The 25109-nt window shown below is 67.9% G+C and carries 21 protein-coding genes; 13 read left to right on the top strand and 8 right to left on the bottom strand.

Translation table 11 applies throughout. The annotated features are described in order from the left end of the window. Positions 1-81 precede the first annotated feature (81 nt). The gene (locus ATCM_RS15830; protein ID WP_132865441.1) at positions 82-2040 is read right to left on the bottom strand and encodes an acetyl-CoA hydrolase/transferase C-terminal domain-containing protein; all 1959 of its coding nucleotides are present in this window, start codon (positions 2038-2040) and stop codon (positions 82-84) included. 121 nt (positions 2041-2161) lie between these two features. Here ATCM_RS15830 and ATCM_RS15825 point away from each other — a divergent pair, with 121 nt between their 5' ends. Genes ATCM_RS15825 through ATCM_RS15815 form a run of 3 tightly spaced genes read left to right on the top strand, consistent with a single transcriptional unit; the run spans position 2162 to position 4627 of the window. After that, positions 2162-2533: a BlaI/MecI/CopY family transcriptional regulator gene (locus tag ATCM_RS15825; protein WP_132866204.1), complete on the top strand. Its 372-nt coding sequence runs from the start codon at positions 2162-2164 to the stop codon at positions 2531-2533. Continuing rightward, a complete protein-coding gene (locus ATCM_RS15820; protein ID WP_165931200.1) occupies positions 2520-4055 on the top strand; it encodes a TonB family protein in 1536 nt (511 codons plus the stop codon). Before ATCM_RS15825 ends, ATCM_RS15820 begins: the two co-directional genes overlap by 14 nt. A 2-nt stretch (positions 4056-4057) precedes the next feature. Continuing rightward, a complete protein-coding gene (locus ATCM_RS15815) occupies positions 4058-4627 on the top strand; it encodes a hypothetical protein (protein ID WP_132865439.1) in 570 nt (189 codons plus the stop codon). Positions 4628-4675: 48 nt separating this feature from the next. Here the strand turns inward: ATCM_RS15815 and ATCM_RS15810 are convergent, their stop codons facing one another. Further along, the gene (locus ATCM_RS15810; RefSeq protein WP_132865438.1) at positions 4676-5494 is read right to left on the bottom strand and encodes a S1/P1 nuclease; all 819 of its coding nucleotides are present in this window, start codon (positions 5492-5494) and stop codon (positions 4676-4678) included. A 105-nt stretch (positions 5495-5599) separates the two neighbouring features. After that, positions 5600-6244 (bottom strand): OmpW family outer membrane protein, encoded by a 645-nt coding sequence (locus ATCM_RS15805; protein ID WP_132865437.1) that lies wholly within the window; start codon positions 6242-6244, stop codon positions 5600-5602. Positions 6245-6455: 211 nt separating this feature from the next. On the opposite strand from ATCM_RS15805, the gene gap reads away from it, so the two are divergent. Then, positions 6456-7457 (top strand): type I glyceraldehyde-3-phosphate dehydrogenase, encoded by a 1002-nt coding sequence (gene gap / locus ATCM_RS15800; RefSeq protein WP_132865436.1) that lies wholly within the window; start codon positions 6456-6458, stop codon positions 7455-7457. A 125-nt stretch (positions 7458-7582) separates the two neighbouring features. Here gap and ATCM_RS15795 read toward each other — a convergent pair whose 3' ends face one another. Further along, on the bottom strand, positions 7583-8623 hold the full coding sequence (locus tag ATCM_RS15795) for a pirin family protein (RefSeq protein WP_132865435.1): 1041 nt from the start codon (positions 8621-8623) through the stop codon (positions 7583-7585). Positions 8624-8735: 112 nt separating this feature from the next. Between ATCM_RS15795 and ATCM_RS15790 the strand changes: the two genes are divergently transcribed. The 3 genes from ATCM_RS15790 to ATCM_RS15780 all read left to right on the top strand — a co-directional run bounded on the left by ATCM_RS15790 (position 8736) and on the right by ATCM_RS15780 (position 13331). Beyond that, entirely contained in the window at positions 8736-9143 is a 408-nt protein-coding gene (locus ATCM_RS15790) for a helix-turn-helix domain-containing protein (protein WP_132865434.1), read from the top strand. Positions 9144-9240: 97 nt separating this feature from the next. Then, the gene (locus tag ATCM_RS15785; RefSeq protein WP_132865433.1) at positions 9241-11955 is read left to right on the top strand and encodes a DUF2339 domain-containing protein; all 2715 of its coding nucleotides are present in this window, start codon (positions 9241-9243) and stop codon (positions 11953-11955) included. Continuing rightward, positions 11952-13331: a DUF3999 domain-containing protein gene (locus ATCM_RS15780; RefSeq protein ID WP_132865432.1), complete on the top strand. Its 1380-nt coding sequence runs from the start codon at positions 11952-11954 to the stop codon at positions 13329-13331. The genes ATCM_RS15785 and ATCM_RS15780 overlap by 4 nt, the downstream gene beginning before the upstream one ends. 105 nt (positions 13332-13436) lie before the next feature. Here ATCM_RS15780 and ATCM_RS15775 read toward each other — a convergent pair whose 3' ends face one another. Then, positions 13437-13997, bottom strand: coding sequence for a GNAT family N-acetyltransferase (locus tag ATCM_RS15775; RefSeq protein WP_132865431.1), 561 nt, complete (start codon positions 13995-13997; stop codon positions 13437-13439). An 82-nt stretch (positions 13998-14079) separates the two neighbouring features. Between ATCM_RS15775 and ATCM_RS15770 the strand changes: the two genes are divergently transcribed. From ATCM_RS15770 to ATCM_RS15750, 5 genes are all read left to right on the top strand, one after another. Next, the gene (locus tag ATCM_RS15770) at positions 14080-15258 is read left to right on the top strand and encodes a phosphoglycerate kinase (RefSeq protein WP_132865430.1); all 1179 of its coding nucleotides are present in this window, start codon (positions 14080-14082) and stop codon (positions 15256-15258) included. After that, the gene (locus ATCM_RS15765; protein ID WP_132865429.1) at positions 15255-15899 is read left to right on the top strand and encodes an HAD hydrolase-like protein; all 645 of its coding nucleotides are present in this window, start codon (positions 15255-15257) and stop codon (positions 15897-15899) included. The genes ATCM_RS15770 and ATCM_RS15765 overlap by 4 nt, the downstream gene beginning before the upstream one ends. Positions 15900-16254: 355 nt before the next feature. Then, complete coding sequence (gene pyk, locus ATCM_RS15760) at positions 16255-17721, top strand: pyruvate kinase (protein ID WP_132865428.1); 1467 nt, start codon at positions 16255-16257, stop codon at positions 17719-17721. 165 nt (positions 17722-17886) lie between these two features. Beyond that, positions 17887-18891: a class I fructose-bisphosphate aldolase gene (locus ATCM_RS15755; RefSeq protein ID WP_132865427.1), complete on the top strand. Its 1005-nt coding sequence runs from the start codon at positions 17887-17889 to the stop codon at positions 18889-18891. Positions 18892-19158: 267 nt separating this feature from the next. Continuing rightward, positions 19159-20484, top strand: a complete 1326-nt coding sequence (locus tag ATCM_RS15750) for a M1 family metallopeptidase (RefSeq protein ID WP_132865426.1) — start codon at positions 19159-19161, stop codon at positions 20482-20484. A gap of 112 nt (positions 20485-20596) precedes the next feature. On the opposite strand, the gene ATCM_RS15745 is transcribed toward ATCM_RS15750, so the two are convergent. The 3 genes from ATCM_RS15745 to cysG form a co-directional block, all read right to left on the bottom strand. After that, entirely contained in the window at positions 20597-21181 is a 585-nt protein-coding gene (locus ATCM_RS15745) for an O-acetyl-ADP-ribose deacetylase (protein ID WP_132865425.1), read from the bottom strand. 177 nt (positions 21182-21358) lie between these two features. Beyond that, positions 21359-22318 (bottom strand): cysteine synthase A, encoded by a 960-nt coding sequence (gene cysK / locus ATCM_RS15740; protein ID WP_132865424.1) that lies wholly within the window; start codon positions 22316-22318, stop codon positions 21359-21361. A gap of 23 nt (positions 22319-22341) precedes the next feature. Further along, a complete protein-coding gene (cysG, locus tag ATCM_RS15735; protein WP_243694033.1) occupies positions 22342-23805 on the bottom strand; it encodes a siroheme synthase CysG in 1464 nt (487 codons plus the stop codon). 165 nt (positions 23806-23970) lie between these two features. Here cysG and ATCM_RS15730 point away from each other — a divergent pair, with 165 nt between their 5' ends. After that, on the top strand, positions 23971-24954 hold the full coding sequence (locus tag ATCM_RS15730; RefSeq protein WP_132865422.1) for a LysR family transcriptional regulator: 984 nt from the start codon (positions 23971-23973) through the stop codon (positions 24952-24954). The last annotated feature ends 155 nt before the right edge of the window (positions 24955-25109 follow it).

Below are 25109 nucleotides of genomic sequence, written 5' to 3'. Positions count from 1 at the left end.
CTGTCCCGGGACGATGGTGTTGCGCTTCAGCTCACCGGGATGCCGGCAGTGACGGTAATCCCCCGACGGTACCGCGTGGCATCAACCCGCGCGCAGCGTGCGGGCCAGTCCCAGTCGCAGCATTCGTGCGTTGAGTCGGTCGCCGAGTGTGCCGGGCATGTCCAATCCCATCCGCTGCAGGTACATCGCATCATTGTCGCCGGCCGGTTGCGTAAGCGCTGCGGCCACGGTGCGCAGCTTGGCCTTGGGGGTGGCGGTGTTGGCCTTGAGCCAGGTCAATGCGCGCAGCAGGTCCTGTTCGATGGCGGTGAAATCGCTGCCCAGCGGATAGTCCGGCAGGCCGCCATCGGCGCGAAACGGCGCCAGCACCGCAGCGAGGGTATCGCCACGATTGCGCCGCCACGATGGAGGGGCAGTGAAGTCCGTGGCCAGCTTGCCGCTGGCCTTGGCCTGTTCGAGCAGTGCGGGTTGGAACGCCGCATCCGTGATGCCCGCCATGGCGATCACGCAGTCCTCGTCGGTGCGGTGGCGCAGGTCGGCGATGCCGTACTCGTTGACGAATACGTCGCGCAGATGACGTGGGATGGTGGTGTGCCCATAGTTCCAGCGCACGTTGGAGGCCGGCTTCCCGGCCTCCTCGCGGACGGCGCGGAACATCAGCACGCTGCGCGCGTCCGGCAGCGCGTGGGCCATCGCCACGAAGTTGTACTGCCCCCCCACGCCGGATACCACGCGGCCGTCCTCCAGCGCGTCGGACACTGCTGCCCCCAGGGCGGTGGCCATCATGCAGGAGTTGAAGAAGCGCGCGTCGCGGCGCTGCAGCTGTTCCAGTGCCTCATTGCCGCCATAGAGCTGGTTGATCTCGCTGATGCGGCGCATGCCGATCGCCCGGCACTCCTCTTCGGGCAGGTGCCGAAGCCAGTCGTAGAACTCCGGCGAGCCGAGGTAGAAGGCGCCGTGCAGGTACTCGCCTTCCGCCGCGAGGGTCGCATGGTCGGCGGTGTAGGCGCTGCCATTGGCCAGGCGCTGCATCAATGCCAGGTCCTCATGCACCTTGCGCCGGATCACGCCACGTTGCACCAGTACGCGGAAGCCCTCGTTGAGCATCTCGCTGCAGCCATACAGGCCGACCTCGAACGGTTCCAGGCCCCCGGCTTCGCGTACCAGCGGGTGCGTGGCCAGTGACGGGTCCAGTGCGTCGATGATGGCCCGGTAGCGTGCGTTGTCGGTATGCCGCAGGACCAGTGCATGGCTGAGCGCGTCGGCCAGGGTGCCAATGCCGATCTGCAGGGTGCCGCCGTCGCGCACCAGCGTGCTGGCATACAGGCCGATTGCGTAGTCGGCATCGCTGACCGGTTGTCGTGGCAGCCCGAACAGTTGCGGATACGGCCCCGGCGGGACCACCACCAGGTCGAAGAAGTCCGGGGCCACCGTGGCGCTGCCGCCCAGCCAGGGCAGTTGCGGGTCCACTTCGGCGATGAGCAGGGGGCGCGGCAGGCCGCGGCGGGCGATGGCGTCCAGCGTGTCCTGGGTGATGTCGTTGTTGCAGGACAGCGACAGCCGCCGGTTGCCTTCGCGGAATGCCACCTTCTGTACGATGACATGCGGTGCGCGCTGTGCCACCGCATCGGCGGCATGCGTGTAGTTGAGGCTGGTGTAGCCGCACTGGGCCTGCCGTGAACCGAGCAGGGCGCCGGACTGCATGTAGAACTCCTCCACCTGTACATGGGCGGGCAGGGCGTCGCGGCGGATCGCATCGGCGTAGGCCAGGCGCGGGAAATCCGTGCCGAAGTGGCGCTCGACGAACGGACGCATGAAGCGCGCCTCCAGCCCATCACCCTGGGCCATCGGCGGATTCAACGACAACGCGGTGTACAGCTGCAGCGGGCGCGCCGCATCGTTCTCGATGCGCGCGTAGAGCTGGTTGAGCAGGCGATGTGGTTTGCCCAATGCCAGCGGTGCGGCGATGCGCAGCGGGCCGTCGACACGGGCCAGCAGCCAGTCGACGGCAGCATCCAGATCGGTCAGGTGTTGCGGCATGGGCACGGTTCCTGCGTGGTCGGCTGCATTACAGCACGCAGGGCCTGAATCCCCCTGTGGACGCTTGACAGGGGATTCGTTTACTCGTGTAATCGAACAAAATTTACAGGCGTAAACGATGATCCGGATTAGCGAGGCCGAAGCAGTGGTGATGCAGGTGCTGTGGGGTGACCACCCGCTCTCGGCAGATGAGGTGATGGCGCGCCTGCCCGGTGGCAACGACTGGGCCGAGGCCACGGTGAAGACACTGCTCAACCGCCTTCTCAACAAGGGCGCCATCGCCGCCGAGAAAGAGGGGCGGCGTTACCTGTACTCGCCGCTCGTGCAGCGCGATGCATGGGTGCAGGAAGAGAGCCGCAGCCTGATCGATCGCCTGTTCGATGGTCGCGTCGCGCCGCTGGTCGCGCATTTCAGCCAGCACCGCAAGCTCAGCACCGAGGACGTGGCCGAACTGCGCCGCCTGCTGGAGGAGTTGGACGATGAACAGCGTTGAGCTGCTGCAGGTGCTGCTGAAGACCACGCTGTCCAGCAGCGCGGCGATGCTGCTGGTGCTGGCATTGCGCGGACCGGTGCGCCGCTGGCTCGGGGCCAGCGCGGCGTATCTGCTGTGGCTGGCGGTGCCGGTGGCGTTGGGGGCAGTGCTGCTGCCTGCGTCGCAGGTCGTGGCAACGCCGATGCTGCCAGCGGCGATGGTGGGGCCGGTCACCCAGGTGCTGGCGGCGCCGGCCCAGGCGGCACTTGGTCCGGTTGCGTGGTTGCTCGCGTGGGCCGCCGGTGCGCTGTGCATGGCGGCCGGGCTGTGGGTGCAGCAGCGGCGCTTCCTGCGTGGGCTTGGGCCGGTCGAGCGCCGCGGTGACGGCCTGTGGCAGGCGCAGGGGGCCATCGGCCTGCCGGCGGCGATGGGCGTGCTGCGGCCGCGCATCGTGCTGCCGGCGGACTTCGAGCGCCGTTACGAGCGGTTTGAACAGCAGCTGGTGGTCCGCCATGAGCAGGTGCACCTGCGCCGCGGCGACATCCTCATCAACGCATTGTGGGCCGCGCTGCGCTGCCTGTACTGGTTCAACCCGCTGTTGCCACTGGCCGTGCGGTGCTGCCGCGAGGATCAGGAGTTTTCCTGCGATGAGCGCGTCATCGCCGGCAGCCGTGGCGCACGTCGCAGCTACGGCAACGCCATGCTGAAAACCGGGCTGGCGTTGTCCCCGTTGCCTGTGGGTTGCCATTGGCACGACCACCATCCATTGAAGGAGCGCATTGCCATGCTGAAGCGACCCGTACCCGGAAAGAAGCAGTGGGCGACGATGCTGGTGGTATCGGCACTGTTGTCCTCGGGCCTGGGGTACGCGGCATGGGCGGCACAGCCGGCGCGCAGCACGGAGGCGGCGCCGCTGTCGTTGTATGGCGTGGCGGTGACCGCCACGCTCGATGGCACGCGGCAGACCTTTGAGCTGCGCCAGCCACTGGGACAGCCGTTCTCATTCCGCATGACCTCGGAGAAGGGCGTGGGTTGGATCGGCGAGTTCACCCTGCAACCGGAGGGTAAGTCGCTTCGCCTGAGCGGGAGCCTGAAGGCCGATGGCGTGCTGGTGTCCTCGCCGATGCTGTTGATGAACGCCGAGGTGCCCGCTGGCATCCAGGTCTCCACGCCGGACGGCCGTTCGGTATGGGCGCTGGAAATGCGTGCTTCTCCGGTGGCGACGGCCAGGGATGCCGAGGTGGTGGTGATCAGCAAGCAGCAGGCGCCGCCATCCTATCCGCTGGATGCGATGGATCAGGGCATCAGTGGCAAGGTCGTGCTGGAGATCGAGGTGGCGGCCGATGGCACGGCCACGGACGTCACGGTGGTGCAGTCGCGACCGCAAGGTGTATTCGATGCGGCCTCGATCACCGCCGCTCGGCAATGGCGCTTCACCCCGGCGCGCCGGGACGGGCTGGCGGTTGCCGGCAAGGTGCGCGTGCCGATCTGGTTTGACCTCGACGAAGAGGTGACCCACACCGACGACGCGACGGAGGGCTGAGCATGCGCGGGGGGAGAGGTGCCGTACTGGCGCTGGTGCTGTCCGGCTGTGCTGGCCACGCGGTCGTCCAGGAACGTGAAGCGTCGAGCTACAGCGTCGACCGGCGGCTGCTGGTACCGGAAAGCGGCGCGGCAGGTGGGTCGGTCAATGCCTATACGCTGGCGGCGAGCGAGGGCTTCCGCATGCCCCGGCCGGTGCAGGTGCCGTCGCCGCAGCTGCCGCAGGATCCGCGGCAACCGTCGCTGCCGGCCACCACGGTGTGCGTGCAGGTGATCCTGGATGCCACTGGACAGGTGCAGCGCAGTGAGCCACTGCTGGGCCATTCGGCCTGCGCGGCGGGTGCCGATCCCGCCAACCAGCGGTTGTTGCAGGCGGCCCAGGCCGCCACCGCGCAGTGGACGTTCGTGCCGGCGGCAAGGTGCCACTTTCCCGCCGGTGTATCGCCGCGTGCGGCGGATGACTGCAGCGGCGCGACGCGCATCGAGGAAGTGCCGGTGACCTTGGCCTATGCATTCACCTTTGAGGTGATCGAAGGCAGGACGGTGGTGCGCAGCCAGTCGGGCGTGCGCTGAGGCGATGTTCCCGGCGGCGGGCGGCCGCCGGGGAACGGGCACTGGTGATCAGTGCCTGTCGAGCAGGTCGTTCAACAGGGCCGCCAGGCGTTCGCCGGCCAGGCGGACCTGCGCTTCGGCCACGGGGCGCCAGGTGGCGGCGTACTCCTCGCCGACCTTGCGGGTGTCCGGGTACACGCCCTTGCGGGTGGCCAGCCTGCAGGACTGCTCGGCCCAGCGCGTGGCATCGCGCTGCAGCTGCGGGCGCCCGACGTCACGCGGGGCGGGCAGGGCTTCAAGCCGTTCCAGGAACTGGTCGTCGTTCAACTGCAGCGGGTAGAACATGCCGCTGTCCCACACCGAATGCAGGTTGGTGCCGCGTCCGTTGAACTGCAACTGGTAGGTGTTGCCACCGCGGTCATGGCCGTAGCCGGCATGCATGGGCTGGTGCACGTCGCCGGCCAGATGCACGACGAACTTCAGCGCCTGCAGGCGCTCGGCGTCGGACTTGCTCGGGTCGGCCAGGATCTGCGCCTGCGCCTTGAGTGCTTCGACCACGCAGTTGCCGTTCGGGCAGTGCTTGGGCGGGTCGTAGTCGCAGCCTTCCTCGGCCATGTTGATGTAGTGCCAGCCGGCCGAGCGGCGGCCCAGGCCGGGGTCCTGCGAACGCAGGTCATCGGCCCACGGGGCGATGCTGGACAGCGTGGCGCCGGGTTCGGTGGCCAGCAGGCGTTCCACCTCGGCCCTGGCCTGCGGGTCCAGGCGGGTTTCGGCCACGCGCGCGACCAGTCGATGGCCTTGTGCGCCCCATGCAAGGGCGTGGCCGGGCAGCAGGGCGGTGAAGGCGACAGCCAGGAGGGAAACGGAGAGTCGGTACGGCTTGTTCATCGGCGCATTCTAGCGGCAGCCGATGGCCGGGCAGCATGCCGTTCATGGCAGAACGCCCTCCCGGCGAGGCCGGGAGGGCGTGGGTACGGCAGGTTCCGGCGTGGCTCAGAACTTGAAGACGTAGGCCATGCCGTAGACCAGCGGGTCGACCTTGGCGGTCCCCAGCGTGTTGCCGTTGACCTTGACCTTGGAGTCGATGTCGGCCCAGCGCAGGTCCACGCGCAGCGCGCCCTTCTCGCTCAGCGCGAAGTCCAGGCCCGCGTGCGCGGCCAGGCCCCAGGAGTCCTCCAGCTTCAGCTTGGTGCCGGCCAGGGCACCCTTGCTGTCGGTGCTGAAGAACTTGGTGTAGTTCACGCCCAGGCCGACGAACGGGGTGACCTTGCTGCTGTTGGCGAAGTGGTACTGCAGCGAGACGACCGGCGGCAGCTGCTTGGTCTCGCCGACCTTGCCGACGCCGTCGATGCTGATTTCGTGCTTGAACGGCAGGGCGCCCAGCACTTCGATGCCCACGTTGTCGGCGACGAAGTACTCGAAGGTGACGGTCGGGCGGACGCTGCTGTCGACCTTGGTCGGCAGGGCGCCCAGACCCAGGGCGGCGCCGTTGAGGTCACCGGCATCGGACTTCGGGTCGACGGCGTGCACGCCGACGCCCAGCGTCCAGTCACCCTTGGACTGGGCCATGGCGGGAGCGGCGGCCAGGGCCATGGCGGCGGCCAGGCCGGAGAGCAACAGGGCGGAGGTCTTGCGCATGTTGTAATTCCGTTACGTGGTGGAGGTGGCGCCAGTGTCCGGGGCGCACCGCCGAGGCGCTTTGATCCTGATCAAACAGCTGTTTGCACTCAGCTGGCGGTCATCTGGCCGCGCTCCCCGCAGCGCCACGGCCGGGGGGCCGCTCCTGTTAGAATGGCGGCCCCTTTCAACCCCCGCCGCAACGGGCTTGCGGCTGCAGGAGCTTGTGAACATGGCAATCAAGGTCGGCATCAACGGTTTCGGGCGCATCGGACGCAACGTGCTGCGTTCGGCAGTGCTGAACTTCGGCAACGACATCGAGATCGTGGCCATCAACGATCTGCTCGAGCCGGATTACCTGGCCTACATGCTCAAGTACGACTCCGTGCACGGCCGCTTCAAGGCCGACGTTGCGGTCGACGGCAAGGACCTGCTGGTCAACGGCAAGAAGATCCGCCTGACCCAGGAACGCGACCCGGCCAACCTGAAGTGGGACGAAGTCGGCGTCGATGTCGTCATCGAATCCACCGGCCTGTTCCTGGACAAGGTCAGCGCGCAGAAGCACATTGATGCGGGCGCCAAGAAGGTGATCCTGTCGGCCCCGTCCAAGGACGATACGCCGATGTTCGTGTTCGGCGTCAACGACAAGACCTACGCCGGCCAGGCCATCATCTCCAACGCCTCGTGCACCACCAACTGCCTGGCCCCGCTGGCCAAGGTCATCAACGACAAGTGGGGCATCAAGCGCGGCCTGATGACCACCGTGCATGCGGCTACCGCCACCCAGAAGACCGTTGACGGCCCGTCCAACAAGGACTGGCGCGGCGGCCGCGGCATCCTGGAAAACATCATTCCGTCCTCCACCGGTGCAGCCAAGGCTGTCGGCGTGGTGATTCCGGAACTGAACAAGAAGCTCACCGGCATGAGCTTCCGCGTGCCGACCTCGGACGTGTCGGTGGTCGACCTGACCGTCGAGCTGGAAAAGGAAGCCACCTACGCCGAAATCTGCGCCGAAGTGAAGGCACAGAGCGAAGGCGCGCTGAAGGGCATCCTGGGCTACACCGAAGACAAGGTGGTCGCCACCGATTTCCGTGGCGAGACCCACACCTCGGTGTTCGACGCCGACGCCGGCATCGCGCTGGATTCCACCTTCGTCAAGCTGGTCAGCTGGTACGACAACGAGTGGGGCTACTCCAACAAGTGCCTGGAAATGGTGCGCGTGGTTGCTGCCTGACCGGCACGCTGCGTGGATGGGGAAAGGGCGCCTTGAGGGCGCCCTTTCTTTTTGCCGTCGATCAATGGTCGCCGTCGCGGGGAATGCACCGTGCCGGCCCGGGCGAGGGTGCCTTGCTGCCGGGATCAGGCGGTCGGTGGTGTATCGATGGTGTCGCTGCCGGGGTACCTGGCAAAGCGTCCCTGTCCAACCGGATGTACCGGGCCGTAGCTGGGCCACGGCCAGCCGCCGAACTGGGTGCGCCCATAGTCGCGGCGGGCCTGTTCGATCTCCCCGGCGGTGTTCATCACGAACGGGCCGTAAGCCGCTACCGGTTCACCGATCGGCACGCCCTGCAGCAGCAGGATCCGGACCTGTTCGGTACCGGTGTTGTGCAGGGGCAGCGTGGCATCGGCGGCGACTTCCAGCAGGCGGGGGCTGGCCACGGGGCTGCCATCCACCTCCAGCTGCTGGCCGCCGTGCACATACAGCGTGCGCCGGGTGCCGGTGCCGGTCGCGGCTGGCAGGGTCAAGGTCGCTCCCGGCTGCAGCAGGATCTGCCAGATGGCGACGTCGGCGTCCGGGTTGGCAGCCCAGGAGTTGCGCGCCGGCGCCAGCGGCACGATGGCGGCCTGCGCCGACTCCTGCGGCTGGTAGCGGCCAGCCACGACCTTGACCGCCGCACCTTCATGGCGGTACCACGGGATCTGTTCGCCCCACAGCATCACGAACTCCGGGTCGGTCATCTTGTTGCGCGGCGGCAGGTTCAACCAGATCTGGTAGAGGTCCAGCGGGTTGGGTTGCCCGCGCTCGCGCAGCGGGAACATCTCCGAGTGCTGCACGCCGCGGCCGGTGGTGAGCCACTGCACGTCGCCGTCGCCATAGCGCGCGGTGGCACCGAGCGAGTCGGCGTGGTCGACCAGCCCCTGCGGCACCATGGTGACGGTCTCGAAGCCGCGATGCGGGTGGGCAGGGAAACCGGGCACGGTGACGCCGTGGTACATGCTCCAGCCGTCCTTGCCACTGAAGTCCTGGCCCAGTTCACGCCCGCCGAGCTGGCGCATGTCCACGCCCTGCTCGGCGGTGGCCGCAGGGTAGTGGTCCAGGTGGTGCATGCAGAACAGGAACGGGTCGGTGCCGGGCCAGGGGCGGCCGAGCGGCTCGTTGCGGAGGATCAGGTCGGACATGGGAACTCCTTTACGCGGATGCGGGACGCGGGGCCCGGCGTACTTGGCGGCCGAGCCATCGGCATGGTCTATTGATGGGGCGCACGGTTCGGCGGTACAAGGAGGCACGTTGATGGCAGCTACTCACACCGGTGATACCGTGCGCGGCAGCGAGCAGGGGGCGGCGTACTGCCAACAGATGCGCCTGCTGCTGGAACGGGTCGGTGAGCGCTGGAGCCTGCTGGCGGTGATCGCCCTGCGGGCGCAGGCGCTGCGTTTCAACGCGTTGCGCCGCGAGCTGCAGGGCATCTCGCCGCGGATGCTGGCGCGGACCTTGAAGGCGCTGGAACGCGATTGCCTGGTCAGCCGCACGGTGCATCCCACCGTGCCGCCGCAGGTGGACTACGCCTTGACCGCCCTGGGGCGTTCGCTGTTGCAGCCGGTGGATGCGCTGCTGCACTGGGCCGATGAACACCGGGAGGCGATGGATATGGCGCGCCGTGACTTCGATGCCCGGGAGGCGGTGGCTGCAGCGACCTGAGGGATGTTATCTGCGCGTGAAGTGGTCGCGTGACGGCTTGCGTTTCCCAAGCGCGTGATTAAGGTGGTGCGGCACCTGACGGGGTACAAGGACGGTAATGGAAGAGATACTGTGGTTGTTCGGGATCCTGCTGCTGATCGTGGTGCTGGCGATGCCGGTGCTGCTGTTGATCGCGCTGGTGTCGGTGTCCTCGCTCAAGCGCAGGGTCACGGCGCTTGAGGCAGCATTGGCAGCGCAGGAGCCGGCGTCCGCGAGCGAGGCAGAGCGGCCCTACGGCTGGATGCAACCCGACGCGTTCGAGGAGCCTGCCACGCAGCTGCCGGAGGCCATCCCCGAAGCGGCGCCGGCCGTGGCAGCGCCGCCGGTCGACGTAACGTCGGCAGCTCCCGCACCACCGCCCTTGCCGGAGCCGGTCCGCGTGTCTGCGGCACCGGTCGAGCCGATCCCGGAACCAACCCCGGAGCCGAGACGCGCGCCGGCCGCGCCCTCCGGGCCCAATTTCATCGAACGTGGCATCGAACGTGTCCGCCAGTGGTTCACCAGCGGCAATGTGCCAGTCAAGGTGGGCATGCTGGTGTTGCTGGCCGGTGTCGCGGCGTTGCTCAAGTACGCCAGTGACCAGGGCTGGGTGAGCATCTCCGCGCAGATGCGCCTGGTGGCGGTCAGTGTGGCGGCCCTGGCCGGGCTGGTCTTCGCCTGGCGCAAGCGTGAAAGCCACCGGACATTCGCCCTGGCGCTGCAGGGGGGCAGCATCGGCATATTGCTGTTGACCGTGTTTGCGGCGTTCAAGATCTACGGCTTCATCGACGCGGTGCCCGCGTTCCTGATCAGCGTGGTGTTGATCGCCGGGCTGTCGGTGATGGCGGTGCTGCAGGAGTCACGCACGCTCGCCATCCTGGGGGTGCTGGCCGGGTTCATGGCGCCGATCTGGCTGTCCAGCAACAGTGGCAACCACGTGGGCCTGTTCTCGTACTACGCGCTGCTCAACGCCGGCATCTTCGCCATCGCCTGGGTACGCCCGTGGCGCATCCTCAACCTGCTGGGCTTCGCCTTCACCTGGGGCATCGGCACGCTGTGGGGCGTGCTGCAGTACGCACCGGCCAAGTTCAACAGCACCCAGCCGTTCCTGGTGCTGTTCTTCGTGTTCTACCTGCTGCTGCCCTTGCTGTATGCACGCAAGGCAAGCACGCCGGGCAGCGCGCGCATCGATGGTTGCCTGTTGTTCGGCACGCCGTTGATCGCGTTCTCGCTGCAGGCCGGGTTGCTGCAGGGCGAGCGCATGCCGCTGGCGTTGTGCGCGCTGGGCGTTGCGGTGGTGTATGCGCTGCTGGCCAAGGCGCTGATCCACAAGGAGCGCCTGGACGTGCTGGCGCGCGGTTACGCGATCCTGGCGGTGGGTTTTGCGACGTTGGCGGTGCCGCTGGCCTTGTCAGCGCGCGTCACCGCTTCGGTGTTCGCGCTGGAGGGGGCCGGCCTGGTGTGGCTGGGGCTCATGCAGGAGCGCAGGCTCGCGCGCTGGACGGGTATCGGCCTGCAAGTGCTGGCCGGCGGCGCACTGCTCGTCGGTGCGGGTAATGCCTATGGCGACGGCACCCTGGGCATCGCCAACGCGACCTTCATGGGGGCGTTGCTGATCGCGCTGGCTGGCTTGGCCACCGCCTGGTTGTACCGCGGTGCAGGCCGCCTGCCGGTGGCCATCGCTGCCTACGGCTGGGGCCTGCTCTGGTGGTTGGGCAACCTGCTCCGCGAGAACGACCAGCATGTGGCGTGGAGCAGCCGTCTGCACGTGGTCTTGCTGGTGTTTGGCGTGACCGGTTGGCTGGCCGCCGAAGTACAGCGGCGTGCGCCGGCCCTGCTGTTGTCGTTGACCACGCTGGGATGCCTGGTGGTCGCGTTCCCGTTGGCGTTCCTGCAGGTCGACAACTACGGCCAGCCGTTTGCCGGTTACGGGCTCTGGGCCTGGCTGGTGTTCGCGGTGCTCGGCATCCGCAGTCTTTTGTGCCTGCGTGCCGGCAGCGGCGTGATCGTGGGCCTGGCGCAGTTGGCGTGGTGGCTGTTGTGGCCGACCGTGCTGTCGCTGCTGGCCTGGCACATCGGCGAGCGTTTCACGCTGGCCGAAGGCTGGGTCGGGCTGCTGCTGGCATCGCCCTGGTTGCTGCTCGGCCTGGTGTCGATGCGTCGCTGGAACTGGCTGGCGCAACCGTTGGGCGAGGCTTTCGATCGCTACCGCCTGGCATTGCAGGCGGCGGTGTTCGGCGTGCTTGGCCTGTGGTGGCTGGGCTCGCTGGCCAGCGCCGGCAGCGCCGCGCCGTTGCCCTGGATCGTGCTGTTCAATCCATTGGAACTGGCCGAGGTTGCAGTGCTGGTGCTGGTCGCCATGCGCGTGTGGCAGGGCCGTGACGGACATGCGCCGCCGGCGCAGCTGGTGGGGATGGCCGTCGCCGCGTTGGTGCTGGTGACGGTGATGACCCTGCGCGCCGTGCACCAGTGGGGCGGCGAGCCGTGGAGTGATCGTCTGCTCGGCACCCAGCTGGCGCAGACCAGCCTGACCGTGGTGTGGAGCCTGCTGGGCGTGGTGGGCTGGGTATCCGGCTCGCGGCGCGGGCAATGGGGGCTGTGGCTGGCCGGCGCGATCCTGATGGGCGTGGTGCTGGCCAAGCTGCTGCTGGTCGATCGTGGCAACCTCGGCGACCTGCTGGGTATTGGCGCGTTCATCGCCTATGGCCTGCTGTGCACCCTGGTGGGCTGGCTGGCCCCGGCACCGCCGCGACGCGCGGCAGCGACGAACAACAACGAGGAAGTATCCGCATGATCAAGCGTCTGCTGTGGCTGGCCCTGTTGCCGATGGGCGCGCAGGCTGCCGACGATTTCGCCCGGCAATGGCCGTTGCAGTTGTCCCAGCCGGACGCGGGCGCGTACCGGGTGCCGCTGGATGCCTCCGTGTATGCTGCCGCGCACTGGCGCGACCTGCGTGATGTACGCGTGCTCGATGCCGACGGCAAGCCGGTGGCCAGCGCGGTGTACGCAGCGGCCATGCCGCTGTCCGCACCGCTGCGCACGGTGGAGTTGTCCTGGTTCGCGCTGCCGGTGTCCGCAGCGACGGCGGATGATGACCTGAACGTGGTGGTCGAGCGGGACGGCGGCGGCAAGGTGTTGTCCATCCGCAACTCGGTGGCACGGGCCGGAGAAGCGGGTAGTGCCGATCCGGTGTGGCTGGTGGACCTGGACAAGGATGCCGGCAAGCTGCGTGCATTGCAGGTTGATTGGGCGGACCCCTCGGCAACGCTCGACCTGGGTTACCGCCTGGAAGGCAGCGATGACCTGCGCGGCTGGCAGGTGCTGGATCCGCAGGTGCGGCTGGTGCAGTTGAACAACCAGGGCCGTGCCCTGCGCAACACCACCATCAAGGTCGAGAGCGGCCTGCGCTACCTGCGGCTGGTGCCACTGCAGCGGCACGGTGCGCCGGCCCTGCGCGGCCTGCGCGGTGAGATGGCCGACATGGTCGACGCCGGCGACTGGCAATGGCAGGTCCTGCAGGCGCAATCCGGTGGCAACGCCCGTGACGGCTATCTGTACACGCTCAAGGGACGCCTGCCGGTGCAGCGGCTGGATGTGGTGATGCCGGCCAACAGTGCGGTGAGCTGGACGGTTTCCAGTCGCGATCTGGACCGCACCGGCGCGGACGGCCAGACCCCGCACTGGCAGACCCTGACCCAGGGCTGGAATGCGTGGAACCTGAGCGAAGGCGGCCAGCAGCAGCGCTCGGCCCCGCTGGAGACCTCCGGGACGGTTACGGACCGCGAATGGCGCCTGCAGGCAGAGCCCGGTTCGGAGCCGGCGCAGGCCCCGGAGCTGCGATTGGGCTACCGCCCGGGCAGCGTGATGTTCCTGACGCAGGGCAGGGCGCCGTACCTGCTGGTGGCGGGCAGCGCGAACGTGGGCCAGGCGCAGGCCGCGCTCGACCCGATGCTGGATGCGCTGCGCGCACGCAACGGCCAGCAGTGGCAACCGGTTGCGGCAAGCCTGGGGGCACAGGCGCAGCGCGCAGGTGATGCGGCGTACCAGCCGGCTCAGACGCCGCGCGACTGGAAGAACCTCGTGCTATGGGCCGTGCTGGTGTTGGGGGCGTTGGTGGTGGCCGGGTTCGCGCTCAGCCTGATCCGCAGTGGTCAGGCCGGAAAGCAGTGAGAGGTGGCGCTTGCCGGTTTGCTGGATCGCAGGGCTTTTGCTTCTGAAGGCTACCCTCCCGCAGCAGCCGCAGCGCCATGAAGCATCGCATCGGCGCGTTGCGATTCATTCCCCGCGCCTGAAGTCCCGTTCCAGCAGCCCATACAGCGCCGTATCGGTGATCTCGCCGTTGACGTGCCAGCGCTCACGCAGCACGCCTTCGCGCACGAAGCCAAGCTTTTCCACCAGCCGGCACGAGGCTGCGTTGCGTGGGTCGATGTCCGCTTCCAGCCGCCGCAGTTCAAGCACATCGAACAGGTAGGGCACGATCAGCCGCATCGCTTCCACTGCCAGCCCTTGCCCCTGCCGGTCACGGCGCAGGCTGTAGCCGATCTCGGCGCGGCCCTGGTCGCGGTTCAGCGCGAAGGCAACGGCGGTGCCGATCAACTGGTCGCTCGCCTTGTCCGCGATCGCCCAGATCAGTATTTCCTGCTCGCGCCGTTGGCTCAGGATGTCGGCCACTTTCTGCTCGGCCTGTGCCAGTTCGGTCCAGGCCGGGTAGCTCCAGTAGCGCATCACCACCGGGTCGGAATGGATGTCGTACAGCGCCGCGGCGTCGTCCTGGCGGACCTCGCGCAGGCGCAGGCGGCTGCTGTGCAGTTCAGGTTGGGGCAGCGGTATCTGCATCGGTAACGAATCCCGGGTTTGCCCCGGTTGCCGGGGCGGGCGAAAATGGGGGTTTCCTACCCCCTGCGGAGCAGATACTGCCATGTCCATCGTTCGCATGACCGACCTCGATCTTTCCGGCAAGCGTGTCCTGATCCGCCAGGATCTGAACGTGCCGATCGACGAGAATGGCAGGATCACCTCCGAGCAGCGCATCACTGCCTCGCTTCCGACGCTGAAGCTGGCGCTGGAAAAGGGCGCCGCGGTGCTGGTCACCTCGCACCTGGGGCGCCCGAAGGAAGGCGTGTGGAGCCAGGCCGATTCGCTGGCACCGGTCGCCAGGCGGCTGTCCGAGCTGCTGGGCGTGGACGTGCCGCTGGTCAAGGACTGGGTGGATGGTGTGGATGTGGCCCCGGGCAAAATCGTGCTGCTGGAAAACTGCCGCATGAACGTGGGCGAGGGCAAGGATGACGAGGCGCTGTCCAGGAAGTACGCCGCACTGTGCGACGTGTTCGTGATGGATGCCTTCGGCACCGCGCACCGTGCGCAGGCGTCCACGCATGGCGTGATCCGCTTCGCACCGGTTGCCGCCGGTGGCCCGCTGTTGATGGCCGAGCTAGATGCGCTGGACAAGGCGTTGGCCAACCCGGCCCGTCCGCTGCTGGCCATCGTCGCCGGTTCCAAGGTGTCGACCAAGCTCGAACTGCTGTCCAGCTTGGTGAGCAAGGTGGACCAGCTGATCGTTGGTGGCGGCATCGCCAACACCTTCATCGCCGCCGAAGGCCATGGCGTGGGCAAGTCGCTGGTGGAGAACGACCTGCTCGACACCGCGCGCAACATCGACGCCGCGGCCAAGGCGCGCGGCGCCGAAATCCCGCTGCCGGTCGACGTGGTGGTCGCACCGGCGTTCGCCGCCGACGCGCCGGCCACGGTCAAGGCGGTCGATGCGGTGGGTGCCGATGACATGATCCTGGACATCGGCCCGAAGACCGCCGAGCAGTACGCCGCATTGATCGCCAAGGCCGGCACCGTGGTCTGGAACGGCCCGGTTGGCGTGTTCGAGTTCGACGCGTTCGGCAAGGGCACCGAGGCACTGGCCCGCGCCATCGCCAGCTCGCAGGCATTCTCCATCGCCGGCGGTGGTGACACCCTGGCCGCCGTGGACAAGTACGGCATCGCCAAGGAAGTCAGCTACATCTCCACCGGCGGCGGCGCGTTCCTGGAGTTCCTGGAAGGCAAGACCCTGCCGGCGGTGGCCGCGCTGGAGGCCCGCGGCCAGTGAGCCGGGATGTGTTCTTCTTCGATCTGGACGGCACGCTGATTGATTCGGCCGTCGGGATCACCCGCTGCGTGGCCTACGCACTGGAGAAGATGCAGCAACCGGTGCCGCCGGAGGCCGAGTTGCGCAAGTGGATCGGCCCGTCGCTGCGCACCAGTTTCGGCCCGCTGTTCAACGATGTGCAGCGCGTGGAGCAGGCAGTGGAGCTGTACCGCGAGCGCTTCGAAGTGCTTGGCTGGCAGGAGCACGATATCTACGCCGGTATCGGTGAGGTCGTGCAGGGCCTGCACGCGGCCGGGCATCGCCTGGCCGTGGTCACCGCCAAGAACGAACCGCATGCCCAGCGCATCATCGAGCACCTGCCGTTTGGCGGTTGCTTCGAGGACGTCATCGGTGCCACGCCGGACGGCTCGCGCAGCGACAAGCCGCAGTTGATCGCCGAGGCCCTGCAGCGGCTGTCGTTGGCGCCGGCGCAATGCTGGATGATCGGTGACCGCCGCATGGACATCGAAGGCGCGCGTCACCACGGCATGCGCAATGTCGGTGTGCTGTGGGGGTTCGGCGGCCGCGAGGAACTGCTCGCCGCCGGGGCAGGGCGGTTGGCGGAGACGCCGGACGAACTGGCTGCGGTACTGCACGGTTGAACGAACGCACAGGCCCCGCTTCGCGGGGCCTGTGCGTTCCAGGGCAGGGTTCCCCCGGGGCGTTGCGTTCCGCCCGCTGGCACGGCGCAGCCTGTCCCGTCTGTCCGGTGGGGATGTCCCTTCTCCGCCACGCAGCGGCCCGGACATCGCCGCATCATTGCGCCATCATGTTCCCGGTGCATGCAGTTCGGGACAGCGATGGGACCCGCGTTGTCATACCGTACGGTATGTCCAGACAGGCTGTCCCAGCTGTCTTTGGGACAGTGCAGAAAGTGTCTTATGAAATCGTATGCGACATCGTTGTCATGCAATGGATGTGCTACTTTCGGCGGCTTCGATAGGGAGACTTCGCACAATGCTTGAACGTCAGCGCCGCACCAAGATTCTTGCCACCCTCGGCCCTGCCACCGATGCGCCAGGGGTACTGGATGAGCTGTTCCGCGCTGGCGTCAACGTGGTCCGCCTGAACTTCTCCCACGGCGATCCGTCCGGCCAGGCCAAGCGCGCCGCCGAGGTCCGCGCCGCCGCGCAGCGCGTGGGCGTGGAAGTGGGCATCCTGGCCGACCTGCCGGGCCCGAAGATCCGCATCGAACGCTTTGCCGAAGGCAAGGTCACGCTCAAGGCGGGCGACCGCTTCGACCTGATCGCCAGCAGCAGCGCGCCGTCAGGCGATGCCAGCCAGGTGGGCGTGAGCTACCTGGGGCTGCCGCAGGACGTGGGTCCGGGTGACGTCCTGCTGCTCGATGACGGCTTGATGCAGCTGCAGGTGGTCGAAGTGCAGGGCGAGCGCATCATCAACACCGTGCTCAACGATGGCGTGTTGTCCGACCGCAAGGGCCTGAACAAGCAGGGCGGCGGCCTGTCGCTGGGCGCGCTGACCGAGCGTGACAAGGAACTGATCGGCATCGTCGCCAAGATCGGCGTGGACTTCATCGCCGTCTCGTTCTGCCGCAATGCGCAGGACATGAACGACGCACGCGCGATCGCCCAGCAGCATGGCTGTGACGCGGCGCTGGTGTCCAAGATCGAGCGCACCGAAGCCATCGAGAACCTGGAGGAGATCGTCGAGGCCAGCGACGTGGTGATGGTGGCCCGCGGCGACCTGGGCGTGGAAATCGGCGATGCCGAGCTGCCGGGCCTGCAGAAGAAGATCATCAAGGCCTCGCTGGCGCAGAACAAGGTGGTGATCACCGCCACGCAGATGCTGCAGTCGATGGTGGAAAGCCCGATCCCGACCCGCGCCGAAGTGCTGGACGTGGCCAACTCGGTCATCGACGGCACCGATGCGGTGATGCTGTCGGCCGAAACCGCGGCCGGCGCCTACCCGGTCAAGGCGGTCGAGGCGATGGCCCGCATCTGCCTGGGCGCCGAGCGCCAGTTCCAGACCGAAACCGACTTCAACGCCTCGCCGCGCAACCTGGAGCGCGCCGACCAGGCCATCGCCATGGCCACCATGTTCCTGTCCCAGCACGTGGGCGTGCGCGCCATCGTGGCGATGACCGAATCCGGTGGCACCGCGCGTTACCTGTCGCGCTTCCGTGCCAAGGCGCCGATCTACGCGGTCACCCGCCATGACGGTGCACGCCGCCAGATGGCGCTGATGCGCGATGTGTTCCCGATCAACTTCGACAGCCGTGGCCTGACCCCGCGCGAAGCCGCGCGTGGCAGCATCCGCCTGCTGGTCGAGGCCGGACAGCTGGAAGCCGGTGACCGCGTGGTGTTCACCAGTGGTGAGCACATGGAAACCCACGGCGCCACCAACACGCTGCGCCTGCTCGAAGTGGGTGCGGACGGTCGCGCCAGCGGCCTGGGCGAACTCTGATCGCGCGGGCGTGAGACAACGCCCCGGTCAGGAAGCTGATCGGGGCGGACAAGATTTGTCCTGACAGGGCGGATTGAAACCGGTTCCAGACCTTGCGGGCGGACAGCTCGCGAGCGGGCCGGGCTATAATCCGGGTCTTCCCGCACCCCTGTTACAGGAAACTCAATGAGCATCGAACTGCTGGCTGAAACCGCCCAGGCAATGGTCGCACCGGGCAAGGGCATCATCGCCATCGACGAATCCACCGGCACGATTGCCAAGCGCTTTGCCAGCGTCGGCATCGAGAACACGGAAGAGAACCGCCGTGCCTATCGCGAGCTGCTGCTGACCACGCCCAAGCTCAACGAGCACATCTCCGGCGCGATCCTGTACGACGAAACCATCCGCCAGTCGACCAAGGACGGCGTGCCGTTCGCCAAGTACATGGCCGACAACGGCATGATCCCGGGCATCAAGGTCGACAAGGGTGCGCACCCGCTGGCCGGCTGCCCGGGCGAGCTGGTCACCGAAGGCCTGGACGGCCTGCGTGAGCGCCTGCAGGAGTACTACAAGCTCGGCGCCCGCTTCGCCAAGTGGCGTGCGGTCATCAACATCGGCGAGAGCATGCCGTCGGGCACCTGCATCGAGTCCAACGCCCATGCGCTGGCCCGTTATGCCGCCCTGTGCCAGGAATGCGGCCTGGTGCCGATGGTCGAGCCGGAAGTGATCATGGACGGCGACCACGACATCGAGACCTGCTACGAAGTCACCGAAGCCACCCTGCGCTCGCTGTTCGATGCGCTGTACCAGCAGAACGTGGTGCTGGAAGGCACCATCCTGAAGGCCTCGATGGTCATCCCGGGCAAGACCTGCGACGAGCAGGTGGACGTGGAGGAAGTGGCCGAGTCGACCGTGATGTGCCTGAAGTCGACCGTGCCGGCCATCATGCCGGGCATCGTGTTCCTGTCCGGTGGCCAGAGCGACGAGCAGTCCACCGCGCACCTCAACGCCATGAACCAGCTGGGCAACCTGCCGTGGCCGCTGAGCTTCTCCTACGGCCGCGCCATGCAGCAGGCCGCGCTGAAGCTGTGGGCCAAGGACATGAAGGGCAACTACGCCGCCGCACAGAAGACCGTGTTCGAGCGCGCCAAGGAAAACGGCCAGGCGGCGCTGGGCAAGTGGAACGGCTGATCGCCATCGGCTGTGATTGATCGGGAACGCCGGCCTTGTGCCGGCGTTTTCGTTTCTGCGTTTGTTGGAAGGAAAAGCTTGTCCCTCCCCAGCCCTCCCCTTGGCTGCGCCAAAGGGAGGGGCACCAAAGCGAGTGCTGCGATGACCTGACAGATCGCGCGGGACTGCTCCCTCCCTTTGGCGCAGCCAAGGGGAGGGCTGGGGAGGGGGGAGCCCCAGAAGCAACCTGCCCCTACAATCGCGACTTCCCGAACAAGGCAGCAGCACATGCGCGAAGGCAAACAGCACCGGTGGTGGTGGGCACTGGCCCTGTGGTTGCCGCTGTCCGGCATCTCGGCGGAGCGGAACTTCCAGGTGCTGCATTACCAGACCATGCTGGACCTGGACATCGCCGCCGGTGAAATCCAGGGCGAACAGGTCGTGCGCTTCCGCGCCGGCGATGCGCCGTTGCAGCAGCTGGAGCTGGACAGCGGCGCCTTGCAGATTGCGGCGGTACGCCAGGGCGAAGCCCCGCTGGACTTCACGCAGGGCGAAGGCAAGCTGCGCATCACCTTGCCCGCGCCACTGGCACCGGGTGAAACGTCCAGCGTGGCCTTGCGCTACCACGGCAAGCCACCGTTCGGGCTGGAGTTCGCACCCGCCCGCAACGAGGCCTACACGGTCTTCTCCACCAGCCAATGGATGCCCTCGCTGGATGCGCCGGATGCACGGGCCACGCTGGACCTTGCCTTGCGCCTGCCAGGCACCGTGCAGGCCACCGCGGTAGGCGAGGTGATGCCGTCCCGCCTGCTCGACGATGGCCGCATCGAGCGCCGTTGGCGGCTGCGCACGCCGATGCCGGGCTATGTCTATGGTTTCGCCGCCGGCCCGTACCGGCACGTGCAGCAGCGCCACGGGAGCATCGACCTGCACTTCTATTCGGTGGACCGCACCGATGCTGAGCTGGCGCAGGTGTTCGCCGCCACCGGTGACATGCTCGACTTCTTCGCCGCACGCGCCGGACTGGCCTACAACGGCGACTATCATCAGGCCTTGGTGGCGCGCACGATCGGCCAGGAAATGGCGGGGCTTTCGCTGCTGTCCGAAGCCTATGGCAAGGAGCTGCTGGACGACCCGGGCCGGCAGGGCCTGCTGGCCCATGAGGCGGCCCACCAATGGTGGGGCAACCGGGTGACCTGCGCGGGCTGGGAGCACTTCTGGCTCAACGAAGGCATGGCCAACTTCATGACCGCCGCGTGGCTGCAGCATGCGCAGGGCGAGGCGGCGTACCAGCAGATGGTGGCGCGTTGGGAAGCACGCATCGGCACGCTGCGCGAGAGCGGGGCGGACCGCGCACTGGTGTATCCGGACTGGAACAGGCCCAGCGCCGATGACCGCGCCGTGGTCTACCAGAAGGGCGCCTACGTGCTGCATCGCCTGCGCGGCGAACTGGGCGAGGCGGTGTTCTGGCAGGGGCTGCGTGCCTATACCCAGGCCAATGACGGGCGCTCGGTGGTGACCCGGGATTTCCAGCAGGCGATGGAAGCGGCGGCAGGGCGATCGCTGCAGCCGTTCTTCGATGCGTGGGTCTACGGCACCGGCGGCCAGATCTGATCGGCAGGCCGGGATGCAGTCCCGGCCTGCCCGGAATCCTCGACGGCGCATGACCACCGCCTCCCTGTGCCGCAGGCAGGGGAAGGGCCGTTCCTGAACCGGAAGGACTGCCTCAGCCGGCCGCCAGCCCGACCAGTGGCACCAGCGGCGGTGCCGCCGGCTCGCTGCTCAGGCCTTCCCTGGCCAGCGCCTGCTGGTAGATCTTGAAGGCCGCCGCGTTGTACGCCACCAGGATGATGCGCAGCGGGTGCGGGTGGCTCTTCTGCCAGGTCATGGTTTCGGTGACGGCGATGGTCGCGGCCTGGTGCAGCGGGTAGCCGTACACCCCGCAGCTGATGGCCGGGAATGCGATCGATTCCAGCCCCATCTGTTCGGCCAGCCGCAGCGACTGCCAATAGCAGTTGGCCAGCAGCGCGGCCTCGTCATAACGGCCGTCGCGCCACACCGGGCCGACCGCGTGGAACACATGGCGGGCCGGCAGGTTGTAGCCGTCGGTGGCGCGGACCTCGCCGGTCGGGCAGCGCACGCCCAGCCGCAGTTCCGGCAGGCGCTCGCACTCGGCCAGCAGGCCCGGGCCTGCCGCGCGATGGATGGCCCCGTCCACACCGCCGCCGCCAAGCAGGGTTTCGTTGGCCGCGTTGACGATGGCGTCAACCGCCAGTTCGGTGATGTCGCCCTGCCAGACTTCGATGCTCATGGCTGTGATCTTCCCGCTCCCTGTATGAGAAAAGTGTGACGGCACACCCGGGCGACCTGCCCGCGGCCAGTCTGCACCGGTCCCGTCTCATCGGGCGCGATTCGTCTTCACGTCGCGGGCGGCAAACACGAAGGCCGCCCGGAGGCGGCCTTCGACGGATGCATCCAGTAATGGCGGTTACGGCAGACCGGCCAGCCAGTCGTCGTCCGAGCCATCGTTGACGTCGGCGAACAGCGGGGTGGAGAAGTAACGCTCGCCGGTATCCGGGGCCACCGCCAGCACCACCGAGCCGGCTTCGGCCTTGGCCGCCACTTCCAGCGCGGTGGCCACCGTGGCGCCGGAGGAGATGCCGACGAAGATGCCTTCCTCGGCGGCCAGGCGGCGCGCGATCTCGATGGCGCGCTCGTCCTGCACCGAGTAGAGCGCGTCGTAGACCTCGCGGTTGAGCACCTCCGGCACGAAGTCCGGGGTCCAGCCCTGGATCTTGTGTGGGGTGAAGTCCTTGCCGGCCAGCAGCGCGGCGCCGGCCGGCTCGGTGGCGATGATGCGGGTCTCCGGGCGGGCCAGTTTCAGTATTTCGCCAACGCCGGTCAGGGTGCCGCCGGTGCCCCAGCCGCTGACGAAGTAGTCCAGCCGCTTGCCGGCGAAGTCACGCAGGATCTCGGCGGCGGTGGTCTGGCGGTGGAAGGCCGGGTTGGCCGGATTGGCGAACTGGCTGGCCAGGAACCAGCCGTGCTGCTCGGCCAGTTCCCTGGCCTTGCGCACCATGCCGCTGCCACGCTCGGCGGCCGGGGTCAGGATGACCTTGGCGCCATAGGCGCGCATCAGCTTGCGGCGCTCGACCGAGAAGGTTTCCACCATCGTGGCGACGAACTTGTAGCCGCGTGCGGCGGCGACCATGGCCAGTGCCACGCCGGTGTTGCCCGAGGTTGCCTCGACGATGGTGTCGCCGGGCTTGATCAGGCCCTTCTTCTCGGCGTCCAGGATGATGGCCAGGGCCAGGCGGTCCTTGACCGAGCCGCCCGGGTTGAACGACTCGACCTTGACGTACACATCCACGCCAGCCGGCGCCAGGCGGTTGAGTTTGACTACCGGGGTATTGCCGATGGTGTCCAGAATGCTGTTGTAGATGGCCATGGGGTTCTCCAGGGAAGAGGGGGTCAGGCGGCGTCGGCCAGTGTCGTCGGCGGCGTCTTTGTGGAAGGTGAGGGCGGGGTGGTCCTGCCGTGCAACGGCGCGGCCCCGAACCAGTGCAGCTCGTCGGCCAACGCCGCCACCTCGCCGAGCACCAGTAGTGCGGGGGATTGCACCTGGTGTTGCCGGGCGGTTTCGGGCAGGGCATGCAGCGGGCCGGTGATCACCCGCTGCTCGCGGCGCGAGCCGTTCTCGATCAGCGCGAACGGCGTGCCGGCGGCCAGTCCGGCAGCGAGCAGGCGTGCCTGGATCTGTTCCAGCGCCCCGACGCCCATGTAGAACACCAGGGTCTGCCGGGCCTTGGCCAGTTCCGGCCAATCCAGCGTGTCCATCGAGTCCTTGCAGTGCGCGGTGACCAGGCGCAGCTGCTGGGCGTGGTCGCGGTGGGTCAACGGAATGCCGGCGTACGCGGCGCAGGCCAGGGCAGCGGTGATGCCGGGCACGACCTCATAAGGCACGCCATGCGCACGCAGGAACTGCAGTTCCTCGCCGCCGCGGCCGAACACGAAGGCGTCCCCGCCCTTGAGGCGCACCACGCGGCGGCCGGCACTGGCGTGCTCCAGCATCAGCGCATGGATGTCCTGCTGCGCGGTGCTGTGGCCCTTGGCCGACTTGCCGACCTCGATGTACTCGGCATCGCGACGTGCCAACTGCAGTACTTCGATGCTGACCAGGCGGTCGTAGAGGATCACGTCGGCCTGGTTGAGTGCGCGCAGTGCCCCCAACGTAAGCAGCCCGGGGTCGCCCGAGCCCGCGCCGACCAGCACCACCGAGCCCTGGGCCGGAGCGACCGTGCCGGCGATGGCCTCGGACAGCAGGGCATCGGCCGCGCCGTCCTGGCGACGCCGCAGCAGGCCGAGCAGGGGGCTCTCGATCAGCCGGTCGAAGAACTGGCGGCGTGCGCCCAGCTCCGGGAAACGGCTGCGGATGCTGCGCCGGTGGCGGCCAACCAGTTCCACCAGCTGGCCCCAGGCACCGTCGAACAACTGCTCCAGCTGGCGGCGCACGTGGCGGGCCACCATCGGTGCGGCACCGCCGCTGGAAATGGCGATCTGCAGTGGCCCGCGCTCGACCACCGCCGGCACGTGGAAACTGGACAGGCGGGCATCGTCGACCACGTTCACGAACAGTCGCTGTGCCCCTGCGGCGGCGGCGACGGCGCGGTTGGTCGGGACATCGTCGGTGGCCGCCACGACCAGCCAGATGTCCTTGCCCAGCCAGGCGTCCTCGAAGCTGCCCTGCAGCCACTGCAGGTGGCCGGCATCGGCCAGCTCCCGCAGGCGCGGCGTCAGTTCCGGAGCACCCACCCGCGGGCGGGCACCGGCATGCAGCAGCGCCGACACCTTGCGTTCGGCCACCGCGCCGCCGCCCACCACCAACACGGCGCGACCGGAGAGGTCGGCAAACAGCGGAAACAGGGGGGCGTCCAAGGCAGTGGCGCGGTATCGTAGGGAGAGGCCGCTGACCGTAGCGTTGCCCTCGATGGGCCGGAAATGACTTGCGTCGCCTTGCTTATCTCTTTTGGTTATAAAGCTGTTCGTGGGATTTAACCTACAGTCGGTTGCCTCACCTTCGCCTCTCCCTGTCCTGCTGCGATGACCCTGACCCAACTGCGCTACCTCGTCGCCATTGCCGACGCCGAGCTCAACATCACGCTCGCGGCCACGCGCGTGCATGCCACGCAGCCGGGCTTGTCCAAGCAGCTCAAGCAGCTGGAGGACGAGCTGGGTTTCCTGTTGTTCGTGCGCAAGGGGCGCAGCCTGGAATCGGTGACCCCGGCCGGCGAGGAAGTGATCAGCCGTTCGCGTGCGGTGCTGGCCGAGGCCAACAACATCCGCACCTACGCGGCCAACCAGCGTCGCGAGAGCCATGGCCAGTTGATCCTGACCACCACCCACACGCAGGCGCGCTTCGTGCTGCCGCCGGCGGTGGCGCGCATCAAGCAGGCCTACCCGCAGGTCAGCGTGCACCTGCAGCAGGCGGCCGAAAGCGATGCGCTGGACCTGCTCAGCCAGGGCGATGCCGACATCGCGGTGATCAGCACCGCCGGCAGCGAGCCCACCACCGGCATCGCGGTGCCGCTGTACCGCTGGCGTCGCCTGGTGCTGGTGCCCAAGGGCCATCCGCTGGACCGGGCCGGCACGGTGCCGGACCTGGCGGCATTGGCCGACTACCCGTTGATCAGCTACGAATCTTCCAAACGGCCGAGTTCGTCGTTGCGACGCGCCTTTGCCTCGCGCGAGCTGGAGCCGGACCTGGCGCTGACCGCGCTGGATGCGGACCTGATCAAGACTTACGTACGTGCAGGCCTGGGCGTTGGCCTGCTGGCGGAAATGGCGGTCAGCGGCAACGACACCGACCTGCGCGCCTGGCCGGCACCGGCCGCGATCCCCGAGTGCATTGCCTGGGCGGTGTTGCCGCGCGACCGCGTGCTGCGCGACTACGCACTGGAACTGGTGCACGTGCTCGCCCCGCAGATCGACAAGCGCGACCTGCGTCGCGTGCTGGACGGCAACCAGGAGGCCAACTGGCCCACGCCGCCGACCTGGGAATCGTTGACCCAGACGATCACCAGCTGAGCTGACGGCAGGCGCGGCTTCCGCCGCGAAGGCGGGACGGTGCCTGTTCCGGATCTTCTCCCCGTTTGCGCCAAAGCAAGGGGCGCAAACGGGCTGCGGTCCGTCCACGCCGTTGGCCTACCTCCCTGAAGGGCATCCTTCCGGTCCCTGTCGTT

The organism is Stenotrophomonas sp. ATCM1_4 (genome assembly GCF_004348115.1).
Taxonomy (GTDB): domain Bacteria; phylum Pseudomonadota; class Gammaproteobacteria; order Xanthomonadales; family Xanthomonadaceae; genus Stenotrophomonas; species Stenotrophomonas capsici.
The sequence above is the reverse complement of the archived record's forward strand: the minus strand, read 5'-3'. Positions and strand labels throughout refer to the sequence as shown.